The organism is Phaeobacter sp. G2 (genome assembly GCA_025163595.1).
Taxonomy (GTDB): Bacteria; Pseudomonadota; Alphaproteobacteria; order Rhodobacterales; family Rhodobacteraceae; genus Pseudophaeobacter.
In genome coordinates, this window is the sequence record CP104100.1 from 2,687,325 (window position 1) to 2,709,387 (window position 22,063).

Sequence of the window (22,063 nt, forward strand, 5' to 3'; positions counted from 1 at the left end):
CAGGCAGCGAGGATCAGCGTTGGGGACCTACTCAGACTTCCGCATCGGGAATTTCCACCTTGAGTCCAGTGGGAACTTTACGACCACGACGCACCATTCGATTTACTTGCCGTCTGACAGTGTTTTTGTCGAAAGGGACTTCGACCTAAAGTTAGTAGAAGTTTTTCAGGCGACCTTACGCTCGATCCTTCCACGCCTAGAGCTCCTCGGATCGACGCTCCCAGCTATCGAACGGCGGTTCAACAATCCCTACGTAACATACGACGAGCCGCATGACGTGCCCTTCAAAGAAGCGCTGGAGCTTGTCCGCAACGTCGATCTGGCCTCCCTCAAAGAAGACGCCCGAGATAATCACGGGGGCCTTCTTCCTGCTGAATACCAGAAGCGACTGGAGGACCCGCTGACCGATCACTATGGTCGATCACCGGAATGGGATCTCAGCACTCTTCTTGATCGACTGATGCCCTACGACATTCTGCGTGTGCTCGCAGAACGCCCTGAGAATCTCGATCTCGTTGTCCAGTGGGACTTTATGGATGTCGTTGAGAGCGGCTACTTCGAACGTAAGGACTTTTCTGTCGGAGCGTGTGGAGAAGGCTTCCTTCTTGTGACCGAAGGCACCAGCGACACCAAGGTGATCCAACACGCCTTCGCTATCCTGCGCCCCGAGATCGCCGATTTCTTCCGGTTCGTTGACATGGAGGACAACTATCCGTTTGGCGGCCACGGCAACCTGATGAACTTCATGAGGGGCCTGAGAAGCATTGGGAAAGCCGATGGTGTGTTGGCCATCTTCGACAACGACACGGTTGGCGTCGCATCGCTCGCGCAGCTTGAAGAGCTTTCAGGCATCAACGCGATCAAACTGCCCGATCTTGAAGAGTTCAGGAGCTTCCCGACAATTGGGCCCAATGGCGAGCATCTTGCCGACATCAACGGCAAAGCCGCTGCTATCGAGTGCTACCTGAAGCTCCCGCAGCGATGCCGTATCAGGTGGAGCAACTACGAAAAGCGCGCGGGAGCGTATCAGGGCTCGATAGACCAAACCTCTGGCGAGAAGAGCGCACAGCAAGACGAGTTCCTCAGAACAACCCGTGCTGACGACTACCCCTTCGAGAAGATGGAGAAAGTGTTGGATGTGATCGTCGAGGCCTGTACTCCCCTATCTTAACGGCGGCACGAATGACTGCAATGGGCTCGAACCGGACATGCGGCGGTGCGACACCATGATCCTCCTTGAGGTGGTCAACGCAATCTGAGCGAGGGTTGCTAAAAAGGGTCAACGTCGCGTCACGCACTAAGGCTTGCATCCCAACTCGAGACTGGAAGCATTTTTAAGTATGTGAGGGCATCGTAGCCTGGTAGCGGCTTGCTGAAAAAATACCCTTGTACCTTCATGTGGCCTAGGTCCCGAAGGGCAGCCAGCTGCGCTGCTGTCTCGACTCCTTCAACAATGCAATCAAGACCCAGGTTGCCGCAAAGATCTAGGATCGTTTTTACAACGGCCTGGGACGCGCGGTTTTCTTCCAGGTCAGAAATAAAGCTCCGGTCAATCTTCAGCCGATCTATTGGGAGTTTCTGCACGTAGCTCAAGCTTGAATAACCCGTCCCAAAATCATCCAAAGCGACCTTTGAGCCCAGTCCTTTTAAGCGGTGCAAAGTGCTATTTGCCCTCTCCAGGTCCAACAAGAGGGACGTTTCGGTAATTTCGAATGTCAAACGCTCGGCCGGAAGTTCTGAATTTTTGACAATGTCGCAGATTTTCTCGATGTGCCGGGATGATCCGATATCATGTGCCGACAGGTTGAATGAAACGAATAGATCACCGGGCCACTTCAGCGCCTCATCCAGGGATTTGCGCAATAGAATTTCCGTGATCTCATTGATCATCCCAACCTGTTCAGCGTTTTTAATGAAACTGTCTGGCGATACAATTCCCAGCGTCGGGCTGGTCCAACGTGCAAGAGCCTCAGCACCAACAGGAACGCCTGTGATACTGTCAACGACAAACTGAAAGTTGACCGATAACTCCTTCTCGAGATCTGCTTCTTGCAAACATCTTTTGATGCCAGTGGTTTCCTGTATCTCGGAACGATGTTTTTCAGAAAATAGGATTGCTTTCCCTCTTGAGCGTTCCTTGGCCACGTAAAGGAGATAGTCTGAATGTTCAAAAAGATCCTTCGCGGTTGTGCCTGCATCAGGGTATTGGGCCAGCCCAAGCGTTCCCCCAATGTTTGCCGTAAAGCTGTCTAGCTCGAAGGGTTTGCCAATCATCTCGCAGATCCTGTCGCCAGTGGACTGGAGGTCTGTGTCGGACAAGTCACCTGTGAGGATAAGGCCAAATTCGTCCCCACCCAGGCGTGCAATGAAAGTCCCGCTGTCGAGTTCTGACAACCGCTGCCCCACTTCAATCAACAGGCGATCACCCGCAATGTGCCCATAGATGTCGTTCACAGGCTTGAAACCGTCTAGATCGAGTATCCCCACGGCGAAACGCTCATCTCTGCCTGCTGCATTACTTAATCTCTGATCCAGCTCAGACATAAAGCGGCGACGATTGGCGAGACCAGTTAAGCTGTCGGTATTGGCTAAAAGCTCATTTTCTTTGCTAAGCTTATGGGCCCGCAGAAGGGTGTCCTTGAGTTCCTTTTGGTTGGATATCAATTCGCCAAAATGGTGCGAGTGCCGCGACAAAATACAGAGAACGGCCACTGATACGATGACCAGATTGAAGCCGACGGCCACACTCTCTGAAGGGCCAAGAAAAATGAGGTATATTGCTGTCGGCCCCACCGCTGCAACAGCAAGGACAAATGCCGCGACCCTTAGATGCATCAAACACACCATGATCCCCAAGCAGGTAACGCCGGAGAAGAATGCGACATGCCCCTGTGTCTGCGCCGTGCCATAGGGGAATAGAGCCAGCGCCCAAAATGAGAAAACGCTCCCCAGAACACCTGCTAGAACAATGGTTTGACGGAGTTGCTGTCGCGCTTGTTGTGCCGATATTCCTATTTTTCCGACGCGCCAGTAAAGGAACGTTCTTAGGACTGCTATCGAGACAAGCACGGCAGGGATGTAAATACCAAGCCAGGCTGGAGTTAGCGAGACATGGGTATATGCAAGCGCAATCGTATTGACCACCACCATGGTGTACATGATTGGGATTTGCTTCGAGAACATTCTTATTTGAGCGATTGCAAGGTTGGAATCGTCTTCGGACGCGCTGAGGCTTGACCTACCCAAAATCTTCAAAGATCTCATACCGCGTCCAAGCCTGTCACAATAACCACCCTATTAATGCGTGAACACTAGATAAAAAAGGGTTTCCCCAAGCCTGATGTTTCTCTCAAATTTGTGGAAATTTTCGATCGGATAGGTAGCCATGTAGGCCATTTCCGAATGGGGCAAGCCCAGGTGACGCCTTGCAACTGGCGCCCAACCGATTTGTGCAACAAAGCCGCCGCAGGGACCAGATTGCAAACAATGGCGGTGACACCCTCCAGTGGGGACCAATCATGACCAGTGTTCTGCAACGCTACAAATGCTGCCGTTCTGGGACGAAATCAGATCAAAGCCACTGACGTGCAAAACGCTCGTTCGCAGCGGCAGCAAAGATATCAGGGGGTGCGAACTCACGCATTGCGGACGGAGCGAACTCTCGCGGCGGCGGCGCCAATGTCTGCTGTTTTATTTACTCTACCTCTTTTTTAGATTAGCAATAACGATGTTAGCGGTTCGCAGTGCCTGTTCGATAAATGGTATTTTCTGACCCGCATTCTTTGTCAAATCAATCGCGCCCCAGATCAAACCGAGCGTAGGCTGACACTCTCTGGCAAGTGATTCACTAGGGTCATCGAACCCTGTTGGGTAGCCCTTGCTCGAAGCATAGAAGATGGTGTTCCGAGCCTCTTGCCCCAGCCGCCATACGGCAGCGCAGCGCCATGCTCCCTCCCCCGGGGCAGTGATCTATGAGGTCACGGAGGACTGTTCCCAGCCCCAAAAAGCCACAGCGGAAACCAAAGATAGTGAGGCACTGAAAGACAGTCGTGCCTTAGATACAGCACCTCCATTTCCTCTTCGAATTCTTGGATGTTGTTTCTCGGAAACAGTACGGTTTTGAACACAAAGAAGTCGTTCACAACTTAGAAAATCGACGCCCGCACAATAAACTCTTCTTGCAAGGTGCTGCCTTCCCTGCCGGGAGGGTGGAGAATTGGGAAATCGGTGAAAATCCGACACTGCCCCCGCAACGGTAAGGAAGATCAGGTTCGGCAATCGCCACTGGGAGGAGGATCCCGGGAAGGTGCCGTGACCGGGTGCAAACCTCTTCCAAGTCCGGAAACCAGCCTTGCAGATATGTCAAACCGCGGGTGGCGGTGGGGGCTCGGTTTTCGGACGTGATCCTCGCGCCTCCGGACTGTTCTCCCATGCCATCAGCCCAAACAAGGCCGCGGGGCGCGGCAGGAGAGCCAGAAGTGAATAACATCCAAAGCCTATTGGCCCGTCGAAACCCAAAACATGCCTTAGAACAGGCGTTTTACACCGACCCTGAGGTCTTTCAGGCAGATCTGGAAGCCATCCACTATCGCGAATGGCTCTTTGCTATTGCGGCCTGTGAATTGGTGAAACCTGGCGACTACGTCACCCACACCATAGGGGCTTATCGTGTGATCATTGTGCGCGGTGCGGACAACCAGATCCGTGCCTTCCACAACACCTGTCGCCATCGGGGCTCTATCATTTGCAAGGCTGCAAAAGGGAACGCGCCCAAACTGGTCTGCCCCTATCACCAGTGGACCTACGAGCTAGACGGCTCACTGCTTTGGGCTCGCGATATGGGGCCGGATTTTGACCCCAAACAACACGGGTTGAAAACGGTGCATTGCCGCGAGCTTGCTGGGCTAGTCTATATCTGCCTGGCTGACGAGGCCCCGGATTTTGAAAGCTTTGCAGCGATTGCCCGCCCCTACCTCGAACCCCATGACCTGGGACAGGCAAAAGTCGCTTTCGAAAGCTCTATTGTCGAAAACGGCAATTGGAAACTGGTCTGGGAAAACAATCGCGAATGCTATCATTGTGGCGGCAATCACCCTGCCCTTTGCCGGAGCTTCCCGGATGATCCTGCGGTCACCGGCATTGAGGGGGGGGAAACACCTGCGCATTTGCAGGCGCATTTTGACCGCTGCGAGGCCGCAGGGCTGCCGTCGCGCTTCCATCTGGATGAGGGCGGACAGCACAGACTGGCGCGGATGCCCCTGAAAGAGGGTGCCGAAAGCTATACCATGGATGGAAAGGTCGCGGTCCGCCGTTGGCTGGGACGTGCGCCCTTTGCCGATGCTGGGTCTCTGTTGAAATTCCACTATCCTACAACCTGGAACCATTTCCTCGCGGACCACTCTTTGGTGTTTCGCGTCACCCCAATCAGCCCAACAGAAACGGAGGTAACCACAAAGTGGCTTGTCCACAAAGACGCGGTGGAAGGTGTTGATTATGATCTACAGCGCCTGACCGAAGTTTGGGTCGCCACAAATGATGAAGACCGCCGGGTGGTCGAAGACAACCAACAAGGCATCAACAGCCCAGCCTATGTGCCCGGTCCCTATTCCGGAACCCAAGAGTCGGGTGTTTTGCAATTTGTGGAGTGGTACTGCGCCACACTGGCGGAACGACTGGCACCTGATGCCCTGGCGGCGGAGTGAGCGACATGAAAGACCTTGTTTCCGCTGTACCTGTTTGGAAAGACAGTGAAACACTGGAATGTGTTTCAGTGGTGCCCGAGGCGCCACATACCGCAAGCTTCAGCTTTCGGGCGCCTTCCGGGGCGCTATTTTCCTATGAACCGGGGCAGTTCCTGACGCTCGAAATCCCGGCGCCAGATCAGCCGGGCGGAGTAGTGCACCGCACCTATACTATTTCTTCTTCGCCGTCGCGCCCGCGCTCGATCACCATCACTGCCAAGGCCCAGGCAGACAGCATTGGCACGCGCTGGATGCTGGACAACTTGCAACCTGGCATGCGCATCAAGGCGATAGGACCAGCGGGAGTGTTCAGCAACTCCAACAGCACGGCCCGCCGCTATCTGTTTATCTCGGCAGGGTCAGGCATCACTCCTATGATGTCGATGACCACCTGCATGTGGGACGAAGGGCGGGAATTGGATGTTGTCTTCATCAATTGTGCCAAACGTCCCTCTGAAATCATCTTCCGCCAACGCTTGGAACAAATGGCCAGCCGCACCCCGGGGCTTGATCTGAAATTTGTGGTGGAAGACCCCGATCCGTATCGTCCCTGGACTGGTTATCAGGGACAATTCAACCAGTTGATGCTGGGCTTAATGGCACCGGACTATCTGGATCGTGAGGTCTATTGTTGCGGGCCTGAGCCCTTCATGACGGCCGTGCGCGAAGCTCTGGGCGGTCTTGGGTTTGATATGGACAATTATTACCAAGAGAGCTTTGGCGCCCCGGTTGAAACTGAAGCCGACCAACCCGATCTGGACGACGTTGTGCTGGACAGTGATACCAGCGCTGAAATCCACTTTGCCACTTCCGGCGTTACCGCAAAAGTTGCAGAAACGGATACTGTCTTGGTAGCTGCGCGCAATGCCGGACTAAACATCCCATCGGGCTGTACCTTCGGGCTTTGTGGAACCTGCAAGGTCAAGAAATCCTCTGGCGAAGTGCATATGGTACACAACGGCGGCATTTCAGACGATGACATCGCAGCGGGATACATACTTGCTTGCTGCTCCAACCCAATTGGTAAGGTTGAGGTTGAGTTCTAAGACACCAAAGGGGCGCTGACTGGCGCCCCTTCGCTTTAGAAATCCCAATCTTCCTCTTCGCTCGCCACAGCCTTGCCGATCACATTGAACGATCCAGAACCAGAAAAGAAATCAATGTTTTCGCTGTCGAGGCTGAGGGCTGCCAGTTTTGCCGGGTTCATTTTAGAAACTTCCGGTGGGAAAAGTTCTTCAAAACCCAAACTTTATAATGCCCTGTTGGCGTATAGTGGAGGAGAACTTTGACGTCTTCGGTCTGCGGTGTGCAGTTCGCGATCGCTGTGGAAAGTCCCTCCGCCGAGTATCAGCCCCTTGCCAGGGCAACACGATTATCGCCACTCATTGCGCCGTCTCTGCAAGCCAGGATTCAAATGCCATGGCTGCGGCGGATACCTCTTTGGAGGCCAGACGGGTAACCCAGTACCTGCCGGTTGCGATCTCCACGTCAAAGGGACGCGTCAGGCGGCCATCGGCCAGCTGCGCCTGAAACATGCTGTAGGGTAATAGTGCCACGCCCATACTCTTTGCTGTCAGTTCTGCCATGGCGATCGAGGAATCAAAGACCGGGCCGTCAAGTTTGGGACATTTTGCACCCGCTTCCTGAAACCAGATCGGCCACTCGTCGGAGCGGTAGGATCTCAGCAGCACCTGGTGTGCCAGCGCATCGGGCCCATCCAGCCGGCAGGCAAGCGAGGGGCTGCAAAGCGGGGTAAGCGGGGTTTCCATCAAGGGCTGTGCCGTCAGCCCCGGCCAACGCCCGTGGCCATAACGGATTGCAAGATCCAGCCCCTCGCGCGCAATGTCCACCCGGTTGTTATTGGTGAACAGGCGGATGCTGATCCCCGGGTACCGCTGCTCGAACCCGGGCAGCTGGTCCACCAGCCAGCCAACGGCAAAGGTGGTCACGACGCCAACATTGAGTGTCTCCTGATACCGGCCATCCAGAAAGCGGTCCAGAACGCCTCCGATACGGTCAAAGCTGGAGGTCAGTACCGGCAGCAGCGCCTCCGCTTCGGATGTCAGGAGGAGCCCTTTCGGCGTGCGGTGAAACAGCTTGATGCCAAGCTGGTCCTCCAGCCGCAATATCTGATGGCTTACCGCCGCCTGGGTCACGCACAGCTCGACCGCTGCATTGGTGAAACTGCCCTGCCGGGCGGCAACCTCAAAGGTGCGCAAAGCGTTCAGGGGAATATTGGGCCGATCCATAGTCATTACTTTTTCTAATGCAGCATCTGACTATTAGTCGTTTGCGCTGGATATTGGAAGCGAATAGCCTGCACCCCATGACATGAAGCAATGCCAAGGGGCGTCCACCGCCTGCCGCGGCGCCCTGAAGATCTGCAAGAGACCGTCCGCTTCACCCTGCGGGGCGGATAGGTCAGTGCGTTTTTTTGAAACCTGAAAACACGGAGAAGACCAATGAAAAAACAATCCTGCGAACTGCTGCGACTATTCGCACTTGGCAGCGCCATCACGCTCGCAACCGCGTGTGACTTGGCAGCACAGGGACTGGAAACGGTTGTGACGGCCTGGGAAGACCGCCTGGATGCACGCATCGGTGCCGTATTGCACGACACCTCATCGGATTGGAAAATTGCTCTGCGCCCGCAAGAGCGCTTCCCCATGAACAGCACCTTCAAATCCCTTCTCTGCGGCGCGGTTCTGGCCCGCGTTGATGCCGGAAAAGAAGACCTGGACCGGCGCATTCATTTCGATGAGAGTGACTTGGTGACCTATTCTCCGGTCACCGAACAGCATCTGGCTGGCGGCCTGACAATTGCGGCGCTTTGCGAGGCCACAGTTACGCTCAGCGACAACACCGCAGCCAATCTGCTGCTTGACGCGATTGGCGGCCCGGCCGGCCTCACAAGTTTTCTGCGCGAAACCGGTGATCGGACCACCCGTCTGGATCGCTGGGAAACAGAACTCAACGAGGCGGTGCCGGGGGATCCGCGGGATACGGCGATGCCTTCCGGAATTCTAAAAACGCTTGAGGCCCTGCTCTATGGCGATATCCTCAAGCCTGCCTCCGCGGCCCATCTGCGCCAATGGATGATAGACGATAAGGTCGCCGATGCACTGATCCGGGCTCATCTGCCGGAGGGGTGGGTTATCGGTGACAAGACCGGTGCAGGCGGCCACGGCTCCCGCGGCATTGTCGCCTTTATTGAGCCGCCAGCCGGGGGCCCCTACATGGCGGCCGTCTACATCACCGAAAGCAATGCCGACTTTGCGCTGCGCAATCAGGTGATCTCGGAGATCGGCGCAGCAATGATAGCCGAAATTGAAGCCCGGTAGAAACTGCAAAAGGGAGAGCTCGGCACTTGGCTGCTGCTCTCCCCCCCTCCTGTTTGACATCCAAACATGAAAACAATCACGCGGCGGCGCTTCCTGGCAAGGTTGGCTTGGCCACGGGTTCAGTTCAGGCATAGATAACTCTGATTTCGTCAAGAAAATTCAGTGCAATGGGAAGTGTCCCGTTACGCATATTATTGCAACACCACTTTGCGCCCACGCTGCTTGCTCTTGTGGCTTGGGCGCGCTATTAAATAAACGACCGTTCAATTCATACACGCCAGGGAGGACAGGACGTGGATTTTGCTTTGACCGAGGAACAGACCGCGATTTTTGATATGGCTCATGCATTTGGCCAGGAAAATATCGCGCCTTTTGCACGTCAGTGGGAATCTGAGGGCACCATCCCCAAAGAGCTGTGGCCGCAAGTGGGCGAGCTTGGCTTTGGCGGGCTGTATGTCAGCGAAGACAGCGGCGGCTCCGCCCTGACGCGGCTGGACGCCACATTGGTATTTGAAGCCCTGTCGATGGCCTGCCCGTCGGTGGCGGCCTTTTTGTCCATTCACAACATGTGCGCCAAGATGCTGGACAGCTTTGCCAGCGACGAAATGAAGGCGCGGATCATGCCGGATGTTTTGTCGCTGAACACCGTGCTCAGCTATTGCCTGACCGAGCCGGGCTCTGGCTCTGATGCGGCTGCGCTGAAAACCCGCGCGGAAAAGACCGACCAAGGTTATACCCTGAACGGCAACAAGGCCTTTATTTCGGGGGGGGGCTATTCCGACGCCTATGTCTGCATGGTGCGCACGGGGGACGACGGTCCCAAGGGCATTTCCACCGTCTATGTCGAAGACGGCACTGCGGGGCTGTCCTTTGGCGGGCTGGAAGAAAAGATGGGCTGGAAAAGCCAGCCCACCGCCCAAGTGCAGTTTGATGATTGCAAGATCCCCTCCAACAACCTGGTTGGCGAAGAGGGCAAGGGCTTCAAATACGCCATGATGGGGCTAGATGGTGGACGGCTGAACATCTCCTCCTGTTCTTTGGGCGCCGCCCAGACCGCGCTGAATCTGACGATGAAATACATGTCCGAGCGCAAGGCCTTTGGCAAATCCATCGACCAGTTCCAGGGGCTGCAATTCCGCCTTGCGGATATGGAAATTGAACTGCAGGCGGCACGTGTCTTTTTGCGGCAGGCGGCCTGGAAGCTGGACCAAGGTGCCCCCGATGCCAGCAAGCATTGCGCCATGGCCAAGAAATTCGTGACCGAGGCGGGATCTAAAATTGTTGATCAATGCCTACAACTGCATGGCGGCTACGGCTACCTGGCAGACTACGGCATCGAAAAGCTGGTGCGGGATCTGCGCGTTCACCAGATCCTTGAGGGCACAAACGAGATCATGCGAGTGATTGTCGCGCGCCATTTGCTGGCCGAACACAGCTAAGCCCGGTACTATGCGCCTGTCACAACCGGTACCCCGTCCCCAATCCCAGGGCGACAGGTTGCCGGGTGCGTGACTGGCGCCAACTGCGAGGAACCTATGAGCGATATTAATATTCGTGTGATCGGTCAGGCCGGTCGCATCACTCTCACCCGCGGCAAGGCTCTGAATGCGCTGTCTTATGACATGTGCATGGCCATTGACGCCGCACTGCGCCAATGGGCCAGTGATGACGCAGTGAACCTGGTGGTCATTGATGCCGAGGGGGAAAAGGCTTTCTGCGCCGGCGGCGACATTGCCGAGCTGTATGACACTGGCACCGCAGGCGATTATGCCTATGGGCGCAAGTTCTGGAGCGACGAATACCGCCTGAACGCGCTCATCTTTGAATATCCCAAACCGGTGGTCAGCTTTCTGCAGGGCTTCACCATGGGCGGGGGCGTCGGCATTGGCTGCCATGGCACCCACCGGGTGGTGGGCGACAGCAGCCAGATCTCCATGCCCGAAGTCGGCATTGGCCTGATACCCGATGTGGGCGGCTCTTTGATGTTGACCTTGGCGCCGGGGCGTCTGGGCGAATATCTCGGCACCACCGCCGCACGCATGAAGACCGCAGACGCGATCTATGCCGGGTTTGCCGATTTCTACATCCCCGAAAGCTTTTGGCCGGTACTGATCAACGGGCTGCAAAAAGATGGCGATCCGGCAATTTTGCAGGTGGCGTCGCAAAAACCACCTGCGGGCACATTGGAACTCCAGCAGGCCGAGATCGACCGCTATTTTGCTGGCGAAACCCTGACCGACATCCTGACTGTGCTAAAGGCCGAGCCCAGCGATTTTGCGGAAAAGGCGCTGAAGACGATGGGGCGCAATGCGCCGCTCTCCATGGCCTGCACGGTCGAGCTGCTGCACCGGTTGCGCGACAGCAATCTGAGCATTCGCAAGGCGCTGGAGCATGAATACCGCTTCACCTATCGCGCCATGGACAAGGGCGACTTTCTCGAAGGCATTCGTGCCCAGATCATCGACAAGGACCGCCAGCCGAAGTGGCAATATGCAGAGCAGGATGTCCCTGCCAGCGCCGTCAGCCAGATGCTGATGCCGCTGGGTGCAGACGCCCTGGTTTTTGAGGAGGAATAACACATGAAAATCGGATTTATTGGTCTTGGCAATATGGGCGCACCTATGGCCGCCAATCTCGCCAAAGAGGGCCACGAGGTTCTGGGCTTTGACATGGCCAGCGTCACGATTGCGGGCGTCTCCATGGCCGGATCTGCCGCTGAGGCTGCAACCGGCGCTGATGTGGTGATCACCATGCTGCCCAATGGCCAGATCCTGCGCGCCGTTGCCGCTGAGGTGCTGCCTGCCATGCAGGCAGGTGCTGCCCTGGTGGATTGCTCCACCGTGGATGTGGATTCCGCCCGAGCCGTCGCAGAACAGGCCACGGCCGCAGATCTGTTGTTTGTCGATGCGCCGGTATCCGGCGGCATCGGTGGTGCCGCTGGGGGCACCTTGACCTTTATGGCTGGCGGCAGCGCCGCAGCCTTTGCCAAGGCAGAGCCCCTGTTCGACATCATGGGCCAGAAGGCGGTGCATTGTGGCGAGGCCGGTGCCGGCCAGGCCGCCAAGATCTGCAACAACATGATCCTCGGCGTGACCATGATTGCCACCTGTGAAGCCTTTGCGCTGGCCGACAAACTGGGTCTAGACCGGCAAAAGATGTTCGATGTGGTCTCCACCTCTTCGGGCTATTCCTGGACCATGAATGCCTATTGCCCGGCCCCCGGTGTTGGCCCGCAGTCCCCCGCTGACAACGATTACAAGCCAGGGTTTGCGGCGGAACTGATGCTCAAGGATCTGCGTCTCAGCCAGCAGGCTGCCGAAAGTGCCGATGCTGACACCCCAATGGGCGAGCTGGCGCAGGCATTGTATAGCAAGTTTGTCGAAAGCGAAGACGGGCTTGGCATGGACTTTTCAGCCATGCTGCCCCGTTTTGAAAAGCGCAGCCGTAGCTAAACCAAACCTCTGGCAAGCCCCGGCGTAAAGCGCCTTTTGCCCGGTCCGGACCTGCCTCTTTCAACACAGAGGTACCTCCGGGCCGGGCGTTTTTATGTGCGCCACAAAAGGGCGCCGACCAATGGTCTTGGCCCCAACCAGATTCGAAAACTGTTCAATTTTATTAAAATTCAGAAAATGGGCACCGGGTTTCCACATTTCAGTCCAAGTTCGCAGCCACACCTGAGGCTGGGCCACAGCAATTTTGCGGCCCATTACAGGGTGCAGGATTTCACATGCCTACGGCGACAGAACTCGATATCAATACCTCCGCCACAGCCGACCAGATGGCGCAGGAGATCTTTGGCGACGGCACCACCGTTGTCAGCGCCAGTTATTCCGGTGATGCCGCCTCCTCGGGTATCTATAGCGGCGCCGATACAACTGTGGCAGGCGTTGCCCCTGCCGATAGCGGTGTCATCCTGTCTACCGGACATGTAGATGATTTTACCAACAGCTCCGGCAGCACCAATACCAATACCTCCGGCAATACCAGCACCAATACCAGCGGCACCAATGGCGACAGCGACTTTAACGCCATTGCCGGGTCCGCCACCTATGACGCCGCCTTTATGGAGATCGACTTCATTCCCGACGGTGATGTGCTGACGCTGGATTTTGTGCTCTCCTCCGAAGAATACCCCGAGTTCTCCAGCTCGCAATACAACGACGTGGTTGGCGTTTGGGTCAACGGGGTACAGGCACAAGTCTCCATTGGCGATGGCTCTGCCTCGATCGGCAACATCAACCAGAACGACACCGAAAACATCTATGTCGACAACACCGGCGACCAGTACAACACCGAAATGGATGGGTTCACCATTACCCTGACCTTTACCGCCCCGGTAACTGCAGGTGTACTGAACTCGATCAAAATCGGCGTCGCAGATGTATCTGACAGCAACTATGACACCAATCTTCTGGTTGCCGGAGGCTCGGTTCAGACCGGTTTTGTTGCCCAGGACGATCAGGTCGACATGAGCTATAACGCCACCAAAACAGTGGATGTTCTGGCCAATGATACCAGTTCTGCCGGTGGCACCCTGACCGTCACCCATATCAATAACATTGCAGTCTCGCCTGGGGATACAGTGACCCTGGCAACCGGTCAGCAGATCACTTTGAACCCGGACGGCACACTCGAGGTGCAATCTGACGGCGATGATGAGACCGTCAATTTCACCTACACCACCCAAAATGACAGCGGCGACAGCGACACCGGGCTGGTCGAGATCAACCAAGCCCAGGCCTGTTTCATGGGCGGCACCCGGATTGAGACAGATCAGGGCCCCATCGCGATTGAGAACCTGACGCCGGGCATGATGATCCAGACCTATGATCACGGGTTTCAGCCGCTGCGCTGGATTGGCCATAGCCGGGCTCCGGTCACCCCTGCAACCGCGCCAATCCGCTTTGCCAAGGGGCAGTTTAACGCCGACGCGGAACTTTGGGTCTCCCCCAACCACCGAATGCTGATCACCGGCCAGTTTGCCGAACTTTTGTTTGGCGAAGCTGAAGTGCTGGCCAAGGCCAAGGATCTGATCAACGACGCCGGCATTCGCCCCGATTTCAGCCTTAAGATGGTCGACTATTATCACCTGCTGTTTGACCAGCACGAGATCCTCACCTCCCATGGGGTATTGAGCGAAAGCTACCACCCCGGCCCGCAGACAACTGCTGGTTTTGATGCCGAAACCCAGGCCGAACTTTTTGCCCTGTTTCCAGAGCTTTGCCCGCAAACCGGCGCAGGCTATGGCTTGGCCGCACGCCTTGCCCTGCGCCGGCACGAGACCAAATTTCTAAACCACTGCCTGTCGTCCTAGGCGCTGGTAGCAACGTGCAGTGGCAAACAACTGGCTCAATCGACCGGAGTGAACAGGGCCAACAGGGCCTGTTTGGTCGCGCTATCTGCCGGAAACATCATCTCTAATCTCAACTCAGACATAGCCAGATCCCCGGTGGAGGTGAACTGGGTCAGGGTAGAAAACAGCTTTAGATCCAGCCCGTTAAACCGATAATGGGTTGGGATCACTGCTGGCATCTCCTCTGAAACGGGGCGAGAGTGTGCGGCAACCCTGCGCTGCAATCGCTGCACCGCCTGTTGCAGGACCGGCGCCTTGCCAAGATGCGCCAGCTCGCTGCGCAATCGCATCAAAGTTAGCGCTTCGACCTCTTCCAGATTTACCAGGGCACCGCGCAGAGCCTCGTTTGTGGTCAAAGCATCTATCAGGCTGTCTCCGAGCTGCAATTGAGCAGAGGTCAACAGGGCTGCGGCAGGGGGATTCATCGCCTTTAATACCCAGTGATGATCAATCGCAATTGCCGGAAAAGGCGCGTGACGCTCCAGCATCCAGTCAACCGCCTGCGCCAGCGGCGCACGGTCCGCATCGTTGAGGGTCCCGCCCCCAAAAGCCGGGGAAAATCCGGCGGCATGCAAGAGCTGATTGCGCGCCGCCAGCGGCATCTGCAGCTCTTGCGCCAATCGCAGCGCCATATCGCGACTGGCGCGGGCGCGTCCGGTCTCCAGAAAGCAGAGATGCCGGGCAGAGACCTGTGCCGAAAGCGCCAGATCCAGCTGGCTAATCCGGCGCAGGCCCCGCCATTCTTTCAACATGTCGCCAAAGCCACTCATCTTGCTGATCCTCACCTGCGTTTCTGGTCACTGTAATGGGCGCAGGCAGGGAGTTCACTTACCTCTGAGGTAATTGTTTTCCTGCAGACCACGCTGGATACTTAGGGCATCGCCAAACAGGAGACCACGGATGACACATCACACCGCCATCAAGGCGCTCAAACTTGCCGCCATCGGCACGGTTATTTTTGGGCTGGCAATGGTTCTCGCCCTCGTATCGCCACTGCGCCTTGGCCTGGCGCTGTTTCTGGACCTGGTGCATTGGCCACTGGATGGCCAACAAGATCTGAACAGCGACAGTGCCCGTGTCCTGGCAGCGATTTCAGGCGGGCTACTGGTCGGCACCGGCACCCTGATCTGGGGCATCACAACAGAAGTCTATCGCAAGACACCAAAGCTCGGCGGACGCATGATCCTGACTGGCGTCTTGGCCTGGTACCTGCCCGACAGCTTTGGCTCTTACATGGTCGGAGCCTGGTTCAACGTGGTTCTGAACACTGGTTTCCTGGCGCTGTTTGCCGTACCTATTCTGCTGCATCGCCCCGCCAAACAGCCCGTGGCCGCCTGATCATTCAGCGCCCCTTTGGAATGGAATTGGCCGGAACAATACCGGCCAACCACCTATTCTGCCGCGACTTTTTTGTTTGCCAGCATCTCTTTCAAATAGTGCCCAGTATGACTGCGCGGTTCTTTGGCGACGGCCTCCGGTGTGCCGGTGGCAACGATCTCACCACCGCCATCACCGCCTTCGGGGCCGATATCAATGATCCAGTCGGCTGTTTTGATCACATCAAGGTTGTGTTCGATCACCACCACGGAATTGCCCTGATCAACCAGTTCATGCAGCACTTCGAGCAGCTTTTTCACATCCTCAAAATGCAGGCCTGTGGTGGGTTCATCCAGAATATACAGCGTCCGCCCGGTTGAGCGCTTGCTCAGCTCTTTTGACAGTTTTACCCGCTGGGCCTCACCACCGGACAGGGTGGTAGCCTGCTGACCGACCTTAATATAGCCTAGGCCAACCCGCATCAGCGCGTCCATCTTATCGCGGATCGAGGGCACAGCCTGGAAAAACGCCTGGGCATCTTCTACCGTCATATCAAGCACATCTGCGATGCTCTTACCCTTAAAGCGCACCTCCAGTGTTTCGCGGTTATAGCGCGCACCCTTGCAGGTTTCACATTCCACATAGACGTCCGGCAGGAAATGCATCTCGATCTTGATGACGCCATCGCCCTGGCAGGCCTCACAGCGGCCGCCCTTGACGTTGAAGGAGAACCGCCCCGGTTTATAGCCGCGGGTCTTGGCCTCTGGCAGACCGGCAAACCAGTCGCGGATCGGGGTGAACGCACCGGTATAGGTGGCCGGGTTTGACCGCGGTGTGCGGCCAATAGGGCGCTGGTCGATGTCGATCACCTTGTCCAGATGTTCCAACCCCTTGATGCTTTCGCAAGGCGCCGGGGTCTGGCGGGCGCCATTCAGCCGCATTGATGCAGTCTTGAACAGGGTTTCAATGGTCAGGGTGGATTTTCCCCCGCCCGAGACCCCGGTCACACAAAGGAACTTACCCAGTGGGAATTCCGCCGTGACGTTTTTCAGGTTGTTGCCGGTCGCCTTGACCACCTTCAGCTTTTTCTTGTTGCCCTTGCGCCGTTTGGCCGGCACCGGGATTTCGCGCACGCCAGCCAAATACTGGCCGGTAATGGAGGCCGCATCGGCGGTGACTTCCGCCGCAGTGCCGTGGCTGACCACTTCGCCGCCATGCACGCCCGCCCCCGGACCAATATCAAAAACATAGTCAGCCTGGCGGATCATATCCTCGTCATGTTCCACGACAATCACCGTATTGCCCTGATCGCGCAGGTTTTTCAGGGTGGTGATCAGCCGGTCATTGTCACGCTGGTGCAAACCGATCGAGGGCTCATCCAACACATAAAGCACCCCGGTCAGGCCCGAGCCAATCTGGCTGGCCAGGCGAATACGCTGGCTTTCACCCCCCGAAAGGGTGCCACTGGCCCGCGACAGGCTCAGGTATTCCAAGCCGACGTTATTGAGAAACCCAAGCCGTTCGCGGATTTCTTTGACGATGGCACGGGCGATCTCTTGTTTTTGTTTGCTCAGATGGTTGGGCACATCTTCGATCCAGGCCAGCGCCTCGCGGATGGATTTCTGTACCACCTGCCCCGCATGTTCCCCGGCAATCTTCACCGCCAGAGCCTCTTCGCGCAGACGATAGCCACCACAGGCGCCACAGGGGCGATTGTTCTGGTAACGCTCGAATTCTTCGCGGATCCAGTTGCTGTCGGTTTCGCGGTAGCGCCGTTCCATATTGGGAATGACGCCTTCAAAGACGCGGGTGACCTCATACACCCGGCCACCTTCGTCATAGCGGAAGGGGATTTCTTCCTCACCAGAGCCGCGCAGGAATACCTGCTGCACCTTAGGATCCAGGTCTTTCCACTGGGTGTTCTTATTAAACCCATAGTGTTTGGCGATGGCCTCGATGGTTTGCAGGAAATAGGGCGATTTGCCTTTGCGCCAGGGCGCCAGCGCACCGTCATAGATTTTCAGACTTTGGTCCGGAACCACCAGACGTTCATCAAAGAACAGCTCTACCCCCAGCCCGTCACAGACAGAACAGGCGCCAAAAGGCGCATTGAACGAAAACAACCGTGGTTCGATCTCGGGGATGGTGAAGCCACTGACAGGACAGGCAAAATTTTCGCTAAAGGTCAGCCGTTCGGGATCACCTTCACGGGGGGCTGTTTCCAGAACGGCAATCCCGTCGGCCAGATCCAACGCGGTGCGCAGGCTGTCGGCCAGCCGGGTTTCCAGACCTTCGCGCACCACCAGCCGGTCAACAACCACATCAATGTCATGGCGGTACTTCTTGTCCAGGGTTGGCGGCTCATCCAGTTCGTAGAATTCACCGTCAATCTTGACCCGCTGAAAGCCCTGCTTGCGCAGCTCCAGCATTTCCTTTTTGTACTCGCCCTTGCGGTCACGCACGATGGGCGCCAGCAAAAAGCCGCGGGTGCCCTCCTCCAGCGCCATCACCCGGTCGACCATATCCTGCACCTGCTGGGCCTCGATGGGCAGACCAGTGGCGGGGCTAAAGGGCGTTCCGGCCCGGGCAAACAGCAGTCGCAGATAGTCGTAGATCTCGGTCACGGTGCCGACAGTGGAGCGCGGGTTTTTCGAGGTGGTCTTTTGTTCGATGGAAATTGCCGGACTGAGACCGGAAATGTGATCCACATCCGGCTTTTCCATCATGTCGAGGAACTGCCGCGCATAGGCCGACAGGCTTTCGACATAGCGGCGCTGGCCCTCGGCGTAGATGGTATCAAAGGCCAATGAGGATTTCCCCGATCCAGACAGGCCGGTGATCACCACCAGCTCATCGCGAGGGATATCCACATCAATGTTTTTGAGATTATGTTCGCGTGCGCCGCGCACCTCGATGGATTTCAACTCAGCCATACTGCCCTCGTGCCAAATACTCTGGCGCCCACGGGATTAAGCCGCTGCCAGTCTTCGCCCTACAGATAGGCAATGTGACGCCAGACTCCAATAGAAAAATGAGAACGTTAGTGGAACATTTTCCTGCATTTTGGTCAGAACACGCCAAATATGGTGGTCTGGTCTATTTTGTGGCGCAGCCCCCTATTCAAGCAGATGGCGCCGCATCTGGGCCAGTCCCAGATGGACAAGAAACCCACCCAGAAACAGGACCAGCAAAACCGCCATCAGCCCCGAAAACCCGGCCAGTCCAAGCGCCAGTACCATCAAAGGCGTGCCAATGGTATTGCCCAGATTGCCGGCCTGGGCCAGCACACCGCCCGCCTGGGCGCGATCCTCATCCTTTAGGGTCAACTGCGGCACCGCAGCAAAGGAGCCCCCCTGCACCAGCCCCATAGCGGCTGCCAGGGCCAGACAGGCCAGCGGATCACCGGGCTGCAGCCACAGCCACAGCACCCCGCAGGCAGACAACACAAAGCCCAGCTGCGCCACCTTCACAGCTGCAAAGTGGCGCAACAGAAAGACCCCTAAAAACATCGAGGAGGCAATACTGGCCAGAGGCATGGCGCCCAGCACATAGCCGCGCTGCTCCGCTGCGATATAGGGCGGGATCACCGTCAGGATAGAGACAAAACAGCAGGTATAGAACAACCACCCCGCAGCTGGCGCCACCTTCCAGGGCGAGCGATAGACCGGCAGATGCAGCCCCGGCAGGTCGCGCAGAGCCGGAAGTTTGGCACGCGGTGGCACAGGCACATCTCGCAGCGCCCTGCCCAACCACAACGCCAGCCCCGCCATGATCAGCCCATGGGCCGCAAACAGTGACAACAGGCCAAACCCCGCCACCAGCGGCAGGCCAAACCAGGCAAGCAGAGTAAAGGCAACGCCAAAAAACGTGCTCCACAGGGTCATAGCCAGCCCACGGTCCCGGTCAGAGCTGAGCGCCGCAATCAGTGTGGGCCCAGCGACGACAACGCTCAGATGTGACAGCCCTTCGATCAGGCGGCTGATAAGAAACAGGCCAAAGGGCAAATGCAGCGCCTGCAGTGCAGACATGCCGGCACCAATCCACAGCGCCCAAACCAGGCTGCGCCGATAGCCAACGGAGCTGACAAACAATCCCGCAACCAGACCAAAGAAAATTCCAACAATACCCACCAGCGATACGGTAAAGCCAAGCGACGCCCCGGCGTCCGGGTACAGCAGACCCATACGGTCAAAAATCACACTGATTTTACCGTATTGCGCCGCCACCCCCAAACCTGCTGCCCAGATGGCAAAGATCAGTGGCCACCGGGTTGTGATCGGCTTTGCTGCCATTGCGCCCTGCCCCTTTGGTTTCGGGCAACGACCGGGCCGCCCTAAAGCTCACCTTTAGACTGTGCAACCTCTGAGTGCCAGATCCGCAGCAGCGCCATCTTTTCACAGTGGGGTCGCCTGGAGAGGCCCAAAATCGCAAGGACCGTGGAGAGGGCCCTGTTTGATACCCGTTCAAAGCTCAATTGTTTGCCCCCAATTACCATTTGTCCCTCACATTCCAGTGCCCGCCGCAGCAGGCTGGCGCAGAATGACGCGCAGAATGAGGCAGGAGCGGCACCTTGATTAAGGTTTTCTCAGAAAGCTTGAGGCAGATTTTAGCGATGGGTTTGGGGCGCAGCCTGATGCGCATACCAAAACGCGCGCCCCAAAGGGGACGCGCGGCAATGGTGTAACCTTAATTAGACCGCCCAGCCACTACACTCGGCAACAGGTCGAATACTAGGCCAAATAATGAGCCACCAGGCTACATGTGAATGACACGATCAAAAGCGTCGAGCACGCTTTCATGCATCATCTCGCTCAGGGTGGGATGCGGGAAGACGGTGTTCATCAGGTCTTCTTCGGTGGTTTCCAACTGGCGGCCCACCACATAGCCCTGGATCAGCTCGGTGACTTCGGCACCAACCATATGGGCGCCCAACAGCTCGCCTGTTTTGGCGTCAAACACGGTTTTGATCATGCCCTCCGCCTCGCCCAGAGCGATGGCTTTGCCATTGCCGATAAAGGGAAAACGACCCACTTTGATATCATAGCCCAGCTCTTTGGCCTTGGCTTCGGTATAGCCGACACTGGCCACCTGTGGCTGGCAATAGGTGCAGCCCGCGATGCTTTCGGGTTTCACCGGATGAGCATGTTTGCCACCGATCAGATCCGCCACCATGACGCCTTCGTGGCTTGCCTTATGGGCCAACCAGGGGGCGCCGGCGATATCGCCAATGGCGTAAAGCCCCTCAACCCCGGTGCGGCAGTAAGCATCCGTTACCACATGCGTGCGGTCGATCTTGACGCCAAGCGCCTCCAACCCCAGACCTTCGACATTGCCGACAATGCCCACGGCAGAGATCACCGTGTCAAAGTCGACTTTTTCCACCTTGCCGCCGCTTTCAATATGCGCGGTGACGGTATCCTTGCCACGGTCAAGCTGTTTGACCATGGCTTTTTCCATGATCTTCATGCCCTGTTTGACAAAGGCCTTCCTGGCAAAGGCCGAGATTTCCTCGTCTTCCACCGGCAGCACCCGGTCCATCACTTCAACGACTGTAGTATCGGCGCCCAAAGTGTTGTAAAAGCTCGCAAATTCAATTCCGATTGCGCCAGATCCGATGACCAGCAGGCGTTTCGGCATCCGCGGCGGCACCAGGGCATCCCGGTAGGTCCAGACCAGATCGCCATCGCCTTCGAGGCCGGGCAATTCCCGTGCGCGTGCGCCGGTGGCCAGGATGATGTTCTTTGCGCTCAGCTCCTGGGTGCCCTTATCCGTTTTAACGCTGACCTTACCCTTGGCAGGGATCGTCGCTTCGCCCATTACCACGGTGATCTTATTCTTCTTCATCAAATGGCCAATGCCAGAAGACAGCTGTTTGGCCACCCCGCGTGAGCGTTTGACAACGGCATCAAGATCATAGGTGATGTTGTCCGCGCCCAGGCCAAATTCCTTGGCCCGCTCCATCAGATGGAACACCTCAGAAGAGCGCAACAGCGCCTTGGTTGGAATGCAGCCCCAGTTCAGGCAGATGCCGCCCAGGTTCTCGCGCTCAATGATCGCGGTCTTGAGCCCCAGCTGCGCCGAGCGAATAGCGGCGACATAGCCCCCCGGTCCGGCGCCGATTACGATGACATCATAGGTTTCTGCGGCCATGGTCTTCCCTCACCAAAAGGATCAACATAATTTAGTTTACCGTTAAACTACTTTCAGAAGAACTGCAAACACTCAGTAAGGGCTCACATGAAGGTGAGCGCCAAGCACCCGCCAGCCAACCTTTTCCCTGCGGAAAAAGGCACAGGCGCCGGGGCTTTTTA

General features: G+C 56.8%; 15 protein-coding genes, 1 pseudogene and 1 riboswitch. Of the genes and pseudogenes, 9 read left to right on the forward strand and 7 right to left on the reverse strand.

From position 1 onward, the window contains the following. The first annotated feature begins 19 nt into the window (after positions 1-19). Positions 20-1,171: a HEPN/Toprim-associated domain-containing protein gene (locus N1037_12770; protein ID UWS78158.1), complete on the forward strand. Its 1,152-nt coding sequence runs from the start codon at positions 20-22 to the stop codon at positions 1,169-1,171. Positions 1,172-1,290: 119 nt separating this feature from the next. Here the strand turns inward: N1037_12770 and N1037_12775 are convergent, their stop codons facing one another. After that, on the reverse strand, positions 1,291-3,264 hold the full coding sequence (locus tag N1037_12775; GenBank protein ID UWS78159.1) for an EAL domain-containing protein: 1,974 nt from the start codon (positions 3,262-3,264) through the stop codon (positions 1,291-1,293). Between the two features lie 902 nt (positions 3,265-4,166). Beyond that, a riboswitch (cobalamin riboswitch) is annotated at positions 4,167-4,369 on the forward strand. A gap of 61 nt (positions 4,370-4,430) precedes the next feature. Between N1037_12775 and N1037_12780 the strand changes: the two genes are divergently transcribed. Together N1037_12780 and N1037_12785 are read left to right on the forward strand one after the other, a co-directional pair. Next, positions 4,431-5,702 carry an aromatic ring-hydroxylating dioxygenase subunit alpha gene (locus tag N1037_12780; GenBank protein UWS78160.1) on the forward strand — a complete coding sequence of 424 codons (1,272 nt, stop codon included), beginning with the start codon at positions 4,431-4,433 and terminating at the stop codon, positions 5,700-5,702. Positions 5,703-5,707: 5 nt separating this feature from the next. Further along, positions 5,708-6,787, forward strand: a complete 1,080-nt coding sequence (locus N1037_12785; protein UWS78161.1) for a hybrid-cluster NAD(P)-dependent oxidoreductase — start codon at positions 5,708-5,710, stop codon at positions 6,785-6,787. A gap of 35 nt (positions 6,788-6,822) precedes the next feature. On the opposite strand, the pseudogene N1037_12790 reads toward N1037_12785, so the two are convergent. Both N1037_12790 and N1037_12795 read right to left on the reverse strand, forming a co-directional pair. Continuing rightward, positions 6,823-7,040 (reverse strand): annotated as a pseudogene (locus N1037_12790) (ribonucleotide-diphosphate reductase subunit beta). An 83-nt stretch (positions 7,041-7,123) separates the two neighbouring features. Further along, positions 7,124-7,990 (reverse strand): LysR family transcriptional regulator, encoded by an 867-nt coding sequence (locus N1037_12795; protein ID UWS81358.1) that lies wholly within the window; start codon positions 7,988-7,990, stop codon positions 7,124-7,126. A 213-nt stretch (positions 7,991-8,203) separates the two neighbouring features. On the opposite strand from N1037_12795, the gene bla reads away from it, so the two are divergent. The 5 genes from bla to N1037_12820 all read left to right on the forward strand — a co-directional run bounded on the left by bla (position 8,204) and on the right by N1037_12820 (position 14,396). Next, on the forward strand, positions 8,204-9,082 hold the full coding sequence (gene bla / locus N1037_12800; GenBank protein UWS78162.1) for a class A beta-lactamase: 879 nt from the start codon (positions 8,204-8,206) through the stop codon (positions 9,080-9,082). A 293-nt stretch (positions 9,083-9,375) separates the two neighbouring features. After that, complete coding sequence (locus N1037_12805; protein UWS78163.1) at positions 9,376-10,521, forward strand: acyl-CoA dehydrogenase family protein; 1,146 nt, start codon at positions 9,376-9,378, stop codon at positions 10,519-10,521. A gap of 96 nt (positions 10,522-10,617) precedes the next feature. Next, positions 10,618-11,658 carry an enoyl-CoA hydratase/isomerase family protein gene (locus N1037_12810; GenBank protein UWS78164.1) on the forward strand — a complete coding sequence of 347 codons (1,041 nt, stop codon included), beginning with the start codon at positions 10,618-10,620 and terminating at the stop codon, positions 11,656-11,658. 3 nt (positions 11,659-11,661) lie between these two features. Next, positions 11,662-12,534 carry a 3-hydroxyisobutyrate dehydrogenase gene (gene mmsB / locus N1037_12815; GenBank protein UWS78165.1) on the forward strand — a complete coding sequence of 291 codons (873 nt, stop codon included), beginning with the start codon at positions 11,662-11,664 and terminating at the stop codon, positions 12,532-12,534. Positions 12,535-12,809: 275 nt separating this feature from the next. Further along, positions 12,810-14,396 (forward strand): choice-of-anchor L domain-containing protein, encoded by a 1,587-nt coding sequence (locus N1037_12820; protein ID UWS78166.1) that lies wholly within the window; start codon positions 12,810-12,812, stop codon positions 14,394-14,396. A gap of 35 nt (positions 14,397-14,431) precedes the next feature. On the opposite strand, the gene N1037_12825 is transcribed toward N1037_12820, so the two are convergent. Further along, entirely contained in the window at positions 14,432-15,205 is a 774-nt protein-coding gene (locus N1037_12825) for a helix-turn-helix transcriptional regulator (protein ID UWS78167.1), read from the reverse strand. Between the two features lie 130 nt (positions 15,206-15,335). Between N1037_12825 and N1037_12830 the strand changes: the two genes are divergently transcribed. Next, positions 15,336-15,773, forward strand: a complete 438-nt coding sequence (locus N1037_12830) for an excinuclease ABC subunit A (GenBank protein ID UWS78168.1) — start codon at positions 15,336-15,338, stop codon at positions 15,771-15,773. Positions 15,774-15,826: 53 nt separating this feature from the next. On the opposite strand, the gene uvrA is transcribed toward N1037_12830, so the two are convergent. The 3 genes from uvrA to lpdA all read right to left on the reverse strand — a co-directional run bounded on the left by uvrA (position 15,827) and on the right by lpdA (position 21,902). Then, the gene (uvrA, locus tag N1037_12835) at positions 15,827-18,685 is read right to left on the reverse strand and encodes an excinuclease ABC subunit UvrA (GenBank protein UWS78169.1); all 2,859 of its coding nucleotides are present in this window, start codon (positions 18,683-18,685) and stop codon (positions 15,827-15,829) included. Between the two features lie 183 nt (positions 18,686-18,868). Continuing rightward, a complete protein-coding gene (locus N1037_12840; GenBank protein UWS78170.1) occupies positions 18,869-20,044 on the reverse strand; it encodes an MFS transporter in 1,176 nt (391 codons plus the stop codon). Between the two features lie 463 nt (positions 20,045-20,507). Continuing rightward, positions 20,508-21,902: a dihydrolipoyl dehydrogenase gene (lpdA, locus tag N1037_12845; protein UWS78171.1), complete on the reverse strand. Its 1,395-nt coding sequence runs from the start codon at positions 21,900-21,902 to the stop codon at positions 20,508-20,510. Between the last annotated feature and the right edge of the window lie 161 nt (positions 21,903-22,063).

Coding starts and splice junctions, on each gene's coding strand:
- N1037_12820 (UWS78166.1), top strand. CDS start 12,810: ATGCCTACGGCGACAGAACTCGATATCAATACCTCCGCCACAGCCGAC.
- N1037_12785 (UWS78161.1), top strand. CDS start 5,708: ATGAAAGACCTTGTTTCCGCTGTACCTGTTTGGAAAGACAGTGAAACA.
- N1037_12830 (UWS78168.1), top strand. CDS start 15,336: ATGACACATCACACCGCCATCAAGGCGCTCAAACTTGCCGCCATCGGC.
- N1037_12840 (UWS78170.1), bottom strand. CDS start 20,044: ATGGCAGCAAAGCCGATCACAACCCGGTGGCCACTGATCTTTGCCATC.
- N1037_12825 (UWS78167.1), bottom strand. CDS start 15,205: ATGAGTGGCTTTGGCGACATGTTGAAAGAATGGCGGGGCCTGCGCCGG.
- N1037_12780 (UWS78160.1), top strand. CDS start 4,431: ATGCCATCAGCCCAAACAAGGCCGCGGGGCGCGGCAGGAGAGCCAGAA.
- mmsB (UWS78165.1), top strand. CDS start 11,662: ATGAAAATCGGATTTATTGGTCTTGGCAATATGGGCGCACCTATGGCC.
- N1037_12795 (UWS81358.1), bottom strand. CDS start 7,990: ATGGATCGGCCCAATATTCCCCTGAACGCTTTGCGCACCTTTGAGGTT.
- N1037_12810 (UWS78164.1), top strand. CDS start 10,618: ATGAGCGATATTAATATTCGTGTGATCGGTCAGGCCGGTCGCATCACT.
- bla (UWS78162.1), top strand. CDS start 8,204: ATGAAAAAACAATCCTGCGAACTGCTGCGACTATTCGCACTTGGCAGC.
- uvrA (UWS78169.1), bottom strand. CDS start 18,685: ATGGCTGAGTTGAAATCCATCGAGGTGCGCGGCGCACGCGAACATAAT.
- lpdA (UWS78171.1), bottom strand. CDS start 21,902: ATGGCCGCAGAAACCTATGATGTCATCGTAATCGGCGCCGGACCGGGG.
- N1037_12775 (UWS78159.1), bottom strand. CDS start 3,264: ATGAGATCTTTGAAGATTTTGGGTAGGTCAAGCCTCAGCGCGTCCGAA.